Annotated in this window: 7 protein-coding genes; 3 read left to right on the top strand and 4 right to left on the bottom strand. The window is 40.4% G+C overall.

The genetic code is table 11. The features are described from left to right. The first annotated feature begins 384 nt into the window (after positions 1 to 384). Together GNE10_RS27240 and GNE10_RS27235 are read left to right on the top strand one after the other, a co-directional pair. Positions 385 to 2,367, top strand: a complete 1,983-nt coding sequence (locus tag GNE10_RS27240) for a heavy metal translocating P-type ATPase (protein WP_185568644.1) — start codon at positions 385 to 387, stop codon at positions 2,365 to 2,367. 389 nt (positions 2,368 to 2,756) lie between these two features. Then, entirely contained in the window at positions 2,757 to 3,437 is a 681-nt protein-coding gene (locus GNE10_RS27235; protein ID WP_185568642.1) for a hypothetical protein, read from the top strand. Positions 3,438 to 3,905: 468 nt separating this feature from the next. On the opposite strand, the gene GNE10_RS27230 is transcribed toward GNE10_RS27235, so the two are convergent. Next, positions 3,906 to 4,994, bottom strand: coding sequence for an aromatic ring-hydroxylating dioxygenase subunit alpha (locus tag GNE10_RS27230; protein WP_185568640.1), 1,089 nt, complete (start codon positions 4,992 to 4,994; stop codon positions 3,906 to 3,908). Between the two features lie 204 nt (positions 4,995 to 5,198). Here GNE10_RS27230 and GNE10_RS27225 point away from each other — a divergent pair, with 204 nt between their 5' ends. Further along, positions 5,199 to 5,618, top strand: a complete 420-nt coding sequence (locus GNE10_RS27225) for a heavy metal-responsive transcriptional regulator (protein ID WP_185568638.1) — start codon at positions 5,199 to 5,201, stop codon at positions 5,616 to 5,618. 192 nt (positions 5,619 to 5,810) lie between these two features. Here GNE10_RS27225 and GNE10_RS27220 read toward each other — a convergent pair whose 3' ends face one another. From GNE10_RS27220 to GNE10_RS27210, 3 genes are all read right to left on the bottom strand, one after another. Continuing rightward, complete coding sequence (locus GNE10_RS27220) at positions 5,811 to 6,611, bottom strand: PspA/IM30 family protein (RefSeq protein WP_185568636.1); 801 nt, start codon at positions 6,609 to 6,611, stop codon at positions 5,811 to 5,813. A 163-nt stretch (positions 6,612 to 6,774) separates the two neighbouring features. Next, a complete protein-coding gene (locus GNE10_RS27215; protein WP_185568634.1) occupies positions 6,775 to 7,530 on the bottom strand; it encodes a PspA/IM30 family protein in 756 nt (251 codons plus the stop codon). 344 nt (positions 7,531 to 7,874) lie between these two features. After that, on the bottom strand, positions 7,875 to 9,227 hold the full coding sequence (locus GNE10_RS27210) for a hypothetical protein (RefSeq protein ID WP_185568632.1): 1,353 nt from the start codon (positions 9,225 to 9,227) through the stop codon (positions 7,875 to 7,877). Positions 9,228 to 9,354 lie beyond the last annotated feature (127 nt).

Genomic DNA, 9,354 nt, shown 5'->3' with positions numbered 1-9,354 from the left:
ATCATTAGATATTTTAAATTTTTAGGGAATTGGGAATTGGGGATGGGGCATTGGGCATTGGGCATGGGGAATTGGACAGAAGAGGTTCCAGGGGGCAGAGGGGAAAAACTCATCTCCCCTGCTCCCTTGTCTCCCTCATCTCCGAAAGCATCTTACGTGAGATTAATACTTATTATCAAATTCAAATATTTGAGAAATTGGTAATCTGAGTAATCGCTAATAATCAATTGCAAAATTTAACATTAAACCTTGTGAATTCTGACTTCTGAATTCTGACTTATTGATATCGATTATCTTTCTTAAATTATTAACTTGTAAAAATTAATTTTTTTCATTACCTTTAAAGAAAGGTTCTATATCCAATAACTTACAATTTTCAAAAAAATGAAGCAAAAACTACATTCAGAATCTTCAGGTTGTTGCAGTTGCGAACACGAACATCACGAGAATCATAACCATCATCATGATGAGAATCATAACCATGACCACAATCACAACCACGGGGGAGAATTCAACCTCAAAAATGAGATATTTCCTTTAGTAATGATTTTAAGTTTGTATGCACCCGGTGTAATTTTTGAAAATCAATTGCATAATACACTCTACTCAATAGGTGAGTATTTAGTTTTCATTCCTGCTTATTTATTAAGTGGATGGAGTGTTTTAAAAACTGCTGGACGCAATATTCTTAGAGGTAGAATATTTGACGAAACATTTTTAATGACAGTAGCAACACTAGGAGCGATCGCCATTCATAAATTACCCGAAGCTGTGGGAGTGATGTTATTTTATAAAATTGGCGAATTGTTCCAAGATATTGCCGTCAGCCGTTCTCGAAATTCTATCAAAGCTTTATTAGAAATCCGCCCAGATTATGCAAATATCCAAACAGAACAAGGATTGAAAAAAGTATCACCAGACACAGTAAAAATGGGAGATATTATCGTCGTTAAACCTGGAGAAAAAATTCCTTTAGATGGTGAAATTCTCCAAGGTAATTCTCAAATTGATACATCTGCGTTAACAGGAGAATCTGTACCGCAAAGTGTGAAGCCAGGAGAAACAGTTTTAGCTGGAACAATCAATAAAATCGGCGTTCTAACTATTCAAGTAACAAAACTGTTTGATGAATCTTCCATTGCCAAGATTTTAGACTTAGTGCAGAATGCCAAAAGCAAAAAAGCCGCAACAGAGAAATTTATTACTAAATTTGCTCGATATTATACGCCGATAGTAGTTTTTGCATCTCTAGGCGTTGCTTTATTGCCTCCTTTATTCATTTCCGGTGCAACTTCCTCAGAATGGATTTATCGTGCCCTGATTTTATTAGTTATTTCCTGTCCGTGTGGATTAGTTATAAGTATTCCATTAGGTTACTTTGGAGGTATTGGAGGTGCGGCGAAGCGTGGAATTTTAGTTAAAGGCTCTACTTTTTTAGATAGTCTGAATGCAGTCAAAACAGTTGTGTTTGATAAAACTGGAACTTTAACTAAAGGAGTATTTCAAGTCACCAAAATAGTAGCAAAAAATGGTTTTTTTGAAGAAGAATTATTGGAATTAGCAGCTAAAATAGAATCCCATTCTAATCATCCCATAGCCCAATCTATCCGCAATGCTTACGGTAATAATATTGATGCATCTGATGTCAAAGATTATGAAGAGATAGCAGGTTGTGGAATTAGAGCCAAAGTTGCAAATAAAGTAGTAATGGCAGGTAGCGATCGCTTATTACATCAAGAAGCTATTGTTCATGATAATTGCCTAGTGGAAGGTACAGTTATTCATTTAGCAGTAGATAATATCTACGCTGGGTATATAGTAATAGCTGATGAACTCAAAGAAGATGCTAGAGAAGCAATTCAAATACTCAAAAAAATGGGTGTAGAAAAAACAGTAATGTTAACAGGAGATAATCAAGCGATCGCTTCTCGAATTGCTCAAGAAATAGGCATAGATATCTACGAAGCAGAGTTATTACCAGAAGAAAAAGTCAACGCCATTGAAAAATTACTCAGCACCACCGAAAAACATGCTAAAGTAGCCTTTGTTGGAGATGGAATTAATGATGCCCCAGTGATTGCTAGAGCAGATATTGGTATGGCAATGGGCGGCTTAGGTTCAGATGCAGCCATAGAAACTGCCGATATTGTCATCATCACAGATGCACCATCAAAAGTAGCACAAGCAATTCAAATTGCCAGAAAAACCAGAAAAATAGTTTGGCAAAATATTGGGTTTGCTCTAGTAATTAAAGGTGTATTTATTGGATTGGGTATTTTCGGCATAGCGACAATGTGGGAAGCTGTGTTTGCAGATGTTGGAGTAGCGTTGCTGGCAATTTTCAACGCAACTAGGGTGATGAAATAAAAAGTAGTCAGGAGTCAGAATTCAGGAGTCAGAATTCAGAATTTGTGGATACTCTATCCTTTTATGGATAGAGTTTTAATAAGGAATAATGTCTAAAATTGGTTTCGCCCACAATTCGCCTGAATTTTAAACCAATATTCAAACGCGACGCTCGCTCGCGCAGCGTGCCGTAGGCAAGACTCGCTACCGCAGCCCTATCAACCAGTTGGACTCCAATTCATACTGAATTCTGGCTCCTGTTAGCGGTAGCGGGGTGTTTAGCCCGTTCTGAATTCTTCTTCATAAAATTTTGAAAAAATCAGGAATCCGTAATTGGAAAATTGTAGAAGTTAAAACTGAAAAGTAATAATTGAAGAAACATCCCCAATCGGATTTAATTGAGGTATATTGTGAAGTCACATATTAAAAGTATCGCTACAGCTACGTTAGCCTTGCTGGTAATTTACTCAGCAAAAGAAGCAGTTGCATTACCCCAAAAAATCGATAATTCAGTTACTATCGCACAATCACAACCATTGACAGACACCCTGATTATTCCTGGAGAAAGAGTAGGGCCAATAACACGCACAACCACCAAACGAGATTTAGTAAAATTGTTTGGTGCGTCTCGTGTCGTTGATAAAACCATTTCCGGTGCTGAAGGAATCGGTAGTTTTGCCGCTACTCAATTAAAGTTAGATCGGGGGCGATCGCTTTTGGTAGTCTGGAGTGATAAAACCCGTACCAAACCTCTAGATGTGCGTAACTTGGGTTCTGCTTGGAAAACCCGTGAAGGTATCGGTGTCGGAACCTCCTTAAGCCAGTTACGCCAGAAATTAGGTAACTTTAAACTCTATGGATTAGGCTGGGATTACGGCGGCACAATTTTGTTAGATAACAGCAAATTATCCCGCTATCAAGGTAAACTGATTTTGCGAGTAGACGCTGCTACTAATGCTTCCGAAAAGTTTCCCAACGACTACCAAGCAGTGTTAGGAGATACTACTTTTTCTTCCAGTAATCGCCATTGGAAACCTTTAGGAATTACACTCGCAGAAATCATCGTTGTATTGAATCCTAGTCAAGAATAATCGGCTACTCAATATCTCATTTGTTCACTGATACCAAAATTGGTATTGGAACAGCAAAATTTATTAAATATAGTGTTATTTGCCTGACAGAAATAATGATTGCCTAAGCCAGAATACAAGGAAAACAGAGATATTCAACAAATTGGTGTTTGTTTATACTATTTCAATTTTTTGTAGTCGTTATACTCATGACTTAGGTTCTACCTGGGAATTAGGAAGTGGCTTTGCCACTTCTTTTTATTTATATCGTATGCCCAGGAAAAAATAAATTAAAAGTTAAAACTATTTGTTTCAACTTTTAACTTTTATTTAGTGATTGAGCAATTTGCAACTAAATAAAGTATAATACTTCATTTTTCCAGTCAAATATCAAGCTTTTCAATTCTGACTCCTGACTTCTGAATTCTGAATTCTGACTCCTGACTCCTGAATTCTGACTCCTGACTCCTGACTTCTGAATTCTGACACTTAATCATTACTCATACTATCTCGCCATCTTTCGCGCTTGGCTTTGCTTTCATCATCACGCGATCGCGTTTGTTCCCAAGTCCCCCAGAATCGAGCCTGTTGTTTTTCAACATGATTGATAAACTGCATAATTGAATAATCTGCTCTAATTGGGGTCTTCAAATCAAACCGAATCGTTTGGACAACTTTGATGTCACCCATCAGAAAATACTTACCTGCAATCTTAGTCAACCACAACACAACTCGATTCGATAACCAACCAAAAATCCCCTTACGTTTTTTAACCATCAACAAAATTTGACCTTCAGCTTTTCCCCCTTCATTAAGACGGACAGCAAACATCATGTGAACATGGAAGAAATCGGGGCCGAATGTCACAATGCCGATGCTACCGTACCAATAGCAAATACTGTAAGTAATGGTATTTTTGTAGAAAAGACGGATGAGCTTGATGACAAATGAATTTTCTTTGAGGGGTGCAATGTTGGTGAAGATCATTGCATTTTCGTTGAGTTGGTGTCTTTCAAAGACAACTTCTACAGGCAATCTGTGGACTGTATTGAGATGTTGAGCATCAATGGCATTAATCATCACCACATTGGGATGGCAATTCATTAAAAAGTGAGAATGGATGCTCACATCGCACTCTTTTTGTTCTAACTCTGGAACAAAAGGTAGCGGTTGTTGTGGTATTTCTCCAGTCCAAACCCAAATCATCCCGTATTTTTCAGCAGTGGGCCAAGATTGTAACTTCAAAGAAAGCGGCGTCTCTAAACATGGAATATCAACACACATTCCTTCAGCATCAAACTTCCAGTGATGGAAAAAACAACGTAGTGCATTTCCCTCTACTTTACCTTCAGCAAGGTGAGCGCCCATGTGCGGACAGTAGGCATCAAAAATCACTACTCTTTTGTCTTTTCCCCGATAAATCACTAACTCCCTACCCAAAATCGTGATAGATTTTACTTCACCTACCAGCAGATTTATAGAGGGTATTACCCAATACCATCCTTCAATAAAACGCTCTGGATTATTAAAGTTTTTAGGTTTACGGGTTGAATTAAAAGTCTGGGAATTGAGATTCATTTTTATAGTTTCACTTGTAGTGAAGCGTTCGATCTACAAGTAACATAGGAACTATAAACAAACAGTTACTTTCAGTACTACGACAAGGATTTACCCAATAAATGAAAAATTGCAATCCAATGATGTTAGCGACAAACTACTAAAATATTTAGCAATTTTATATTCAAATAATGTAATAATCATCACAAAAAAGGGGAAACTACCGTGTTAGCTCAAGATAACAAACTACTTTTAATCGGCCAGGTAACCAACTTAAGTACAATTCCCATTCGCACAATCCGTTATTACGAAAGTTTAGGTTTAATCAAATCATCAAAGCGAACAGAAGGAGGCTTTCGCCAGTTTTCATTAGATGTGTTAACTCGTTTAGCTTTCATTAAAAGGGCACAAAACTTTGGTCTTAGCTTAGAAGAGATTGGAGATATTCTTCAAGTTTATGACCAAGGACAAGTACCTTGTGGTGAGATTCAAGAAAAGCTAGAACAAAAGCTTTTAGACATCGATCGCCAAATCGATCAGTTATTAACCTTACGCTCCGAAATCCAAGGATTGCTTTCGGGCTGGAAGAATACGGCACATCGGCAGGAGCATACAATTTGTCCAAACATGCAAAATGCTAGATGAGGGAGATGGCAACGCCTTGGGAAAAGGGGAAAGGTTAAAGGGAAAAGGAAGATATTTCTTTTCCCCTTTGCCCTTTGCCCCATGCCCAATGCCCAATGCCCCATGCCCCATGCCCCTTGCCTTTTGCCCATAAAACGTAAAATCCCACACCTGTTGGTTGTGGGACTAGCTAAAGTAAATTTTTTGGCAATTTTACATCTGATCCAATTGCTTGCGTAGGGAATCCAACTCAGCATCAACCACATCATTAGACTTGGGAGCGGCGGTTTGTTGTTGGGTTGGTTGTTGGGTTGGTTGTTGGGGTGGTAGTTGGGGTTGATTTTGTGGAGCTGCGGGTGGTAGCATTTGCGCTTTCAAAGCAGCTAATTCATCATCAACATCACTACCAGATTCCAACTGGGCAAATTGACTTTCTAAATCGGCGCTTGCCAATTCTCCTGCTGACTGGGCACGGGCTTCTTGCATCAAGACTTTTTCTTCCATCCGCTCGAAGGCAGCCATCGCGCTGCTGGTATTCATTCCACGTACCATACCTTGGAGTTGTTCTTGGGCTTTGGCAGTGGTAATCCGGGCTTTGAGCATTTCTTTCTTGGTTTTGGCCTCAGAAATTTTGCTTTCCAGCTGGATTAAGTTGCGCTTGAGGGTTTCAACTTGAATGCTTTGTTGATCTAAGCTAGCTTTGAGTGCAGCGCCGGTGTCAGTATAAGTCTTTTTACGCTCTAGGGCTTGTCTTGCCAGGTTTTCATCACCTTTTTGCAGTGCCAATTGAGCATTGCGCTGCCACTTATTGATTTCATTTTGAGCATCAGTATACTGTTTATCAGTGCGTTTTTGAGCAGCGATCGCCTGGGCTACTCCCTGACGCAGTTGAACCAAGTCTTCCTGCATTTCCAGGATGGCTTGCTCTAGCATTTTTTCTGGATCTTCGGCTTTGTTTACTAGGTCATTAAGGTTAGCACTAACAACTCGTTTAATGCGATCGAATAATCCCATAACTTTGTTTTTCCTTGTTTTGGTTTACGCTCTTTGTTGGACAGTTAGCTTTTTTACTTTTTAATAGCTACCTATTTCAATGTAATCTTTCCGGTTTGGATCGGTACCTCCCAACAACTCTTAATTGTTAAGATATCTCGAAGCCGTGGCAATTCACCGAACTTTAAGAGTCTTGTGTTTTGGGTAACTGCTGTTGGGGAGGCTGCTCGATTTTCTGGTTGTCTTCCAAGAGGCGGTTGTTGTGCTGTGTGTTTTCTGCCTCATTTAAAACTTGCACCTTCATAGCTGCCAATTCGGCATCTACATCATTAGTAGATTCCAAGGAAGCAAATTGTGTTTCCAAGTCATCGCTACTGAGTTGAGCAATGGCTTCTGATTTTGCCTCAATCTGCAAAACTTTTTCTTCCATCCGTTCAAAGGCGTTGAGACTGCTAGTAGCAGAAACTCCATCGAGCATTTCTTGTAAGCGATAGGAAGCTTCAGCAGAACGGGCGCGAGCAATATACATATCCTTTTTAGTTTTCGCTTCGCCAATTTTTAATTCTAGCGATCGCATATCCTTTTTTAGCCTAACCACAATCTCATTTTGTTGTTCTATTTGATTAGATAAGGCTATATTCGTTTCTTTATAAGCTTGACGCTTTGTTAAAGCTTCCCGTGCTAAGACTTCATTACCTTGTCGCAGTGCTAGCTGGGCGCGGCGATACCATTCTTCTGCTTGGGATTGGGCAGCAGCAGCTTGTCGTTCAGTGCGTTTTTGGGTGGCGATGGCTTGTGCTACACCCTGGCGCAACTGCACCAAATTTTCCTGCATTTCCATCACAGTTTGCTCCAGAATCTTTTCTGGATCTTCTGTACTGCTAATCAGACTGTTGATGTTAGCACGAATCACCCGCAGGATACGCTTAATTAACTCCATCTCTGCTCTCCATTCACGAAACTCAGTAGTGAGTCTTGCTAGCGGTAGCCGGGGGTTTAGCCCGTATTGAGTGCTAAATAACCACTACTCTTCAAAAACGCGGGGAATAGGGAATAGAGAATGGGTAAAGAAAATGTTTGTTTCATTCATAATAGGTGGCGATCGCCGCTAGTCGAACGCTCCTAAGTATCAGAATTTTTGTAGTAGCGTACTAAACAACCAAGATTTTACATCTCTTGCATCTGCACTTGGTAGAGACAAGGGTTAATCCTCATCTCTACCTACTCCCTATTTCCCACTTAGCACCGTTATCTCATGGTATCTTACATTTTTACGACTCACGGCTATTGAACTCGTGCCTTAATTCCTTTGGATTCTAATAATCGTATGTGTCTTTGTACTTGCTCTTTAGTCTTAAAAGCACCCATAAAAATCAATTGTTTATCAGGTGATAAATAAGCATCAGGAATTATTTCCCGTGCTGAGGCTAAAGCACGGCCTTGATTGTCTATCACTACATGATAAAACCCATCTGTAGATGGTTTGATTTCTGCATTTGGCTCAGGTGAAGTTTTTGGTTTTGGAGTCGTCGAGGACAAACTCGCAAGAGGTAAGGGCTTTACCGTGGGTACTGGTGCAATGGCGATGGGACTTGTTGGTTTTAGCGGTGTGACAGCTTCAGGTAATGGAGGTTGAGGATTTATAGGATTTTGGGGAATAACTGGATTGGTGACAACTGGAGGCGTTGTTTGGGCTTTCGGTTTTAAGCCAACTACATCATTAGGGTCTCTCACTTCCGGAAACTCTTCAGCAGCCAGATTGGGATACTTGGGCACAGATGTGGGTGGTGGCTGGATCTGAGATTGGACATTACTAGCCACTGGCTGAGTATTTTCCGGTGCTGCTGGTGGGTTACTGTTAAACAACTTGGCTAAATTCCACTGAGGCAAGCTTTTAGGATTGAAAACTACATAACCCAAAGTCAAACTTGCCACCAATAGCAGCAACATCGAGCCGATGCCCAAAGGTGATAGCAGACTGTCACTATAATTATTTGTATTGGGCTTTTTAGTTTGTGGTTGTTCTTCTGTAAGACTCCGCAGCAGCGCTTCACTAGATTCCAGATAGTCATCTGGTTGCTTGAGTCCATCATCCGGCTGCACAAGATTTTCGTCTTTAGTATCTACAACTGTTGGTACGATACTGGTACTAAAGTTGGGGGGCGGTGGTGGAAGTTCAGTTTGTTTTTTCCCAGAATCCAAACTGGGCTGTATATGACTTACATTACCTTGTATCTCAGTATTTACCGTCACTGGTTCTGATTCCACCAGAGGATTAGGAGGTGCTGGTATCGGTGATTCATCAATTTTGACTACAGATGAGGCTGGAGTTATCTGAGGATTCACAGGTACGGACACAGGTGGAAGTGGTGGTACATCGATCTTAGTTTCCGCCACTGATATGCCAGTTGTACCCAATGCCGTGGAAACAGCGGTGAATTGCTGAGGTTGACTGTTGATGTAACTCCCAACACGGGATTGGTTCGAGGATACTGAACCAGTTCGCGTGCGTCGGTATCTCGCTAATTCTCGATCTAGGGGCACCTCTAAACTCGCTAGTGCTGCTGCTAGTGCTGGCTTCAGCCCAGGTGTCTTAGGCGATTGATTACCGGAATTATTCAGGGGGTTTTCAGTCATTACCTCAATACCTCAAACGTAGATTACTGGAATTAACTTTAGACATATTTGTGCCAATATTAGCGAAAATTACTGAGAAGTGGGCATGGGGCATTGGGCATTGGGCATTGGGCATTGGGCATTGGGC

Origin of the sequence: Nostoc sp. 2RC (genome assembly GCF_014222165.1) — a bacterium.
Classification (GTDB): Bacteria; Cyanobacteriota; Cyanobacteriia; order Cyanobacteriales; family Nostocaceae; genus Nostoc; species Nostoc linckia.
The sequence above is the reverse complement of the archived record's forward strand: the minus strand, read 5'-3'. Positions and strand labels throughout refer to the sequence as shown.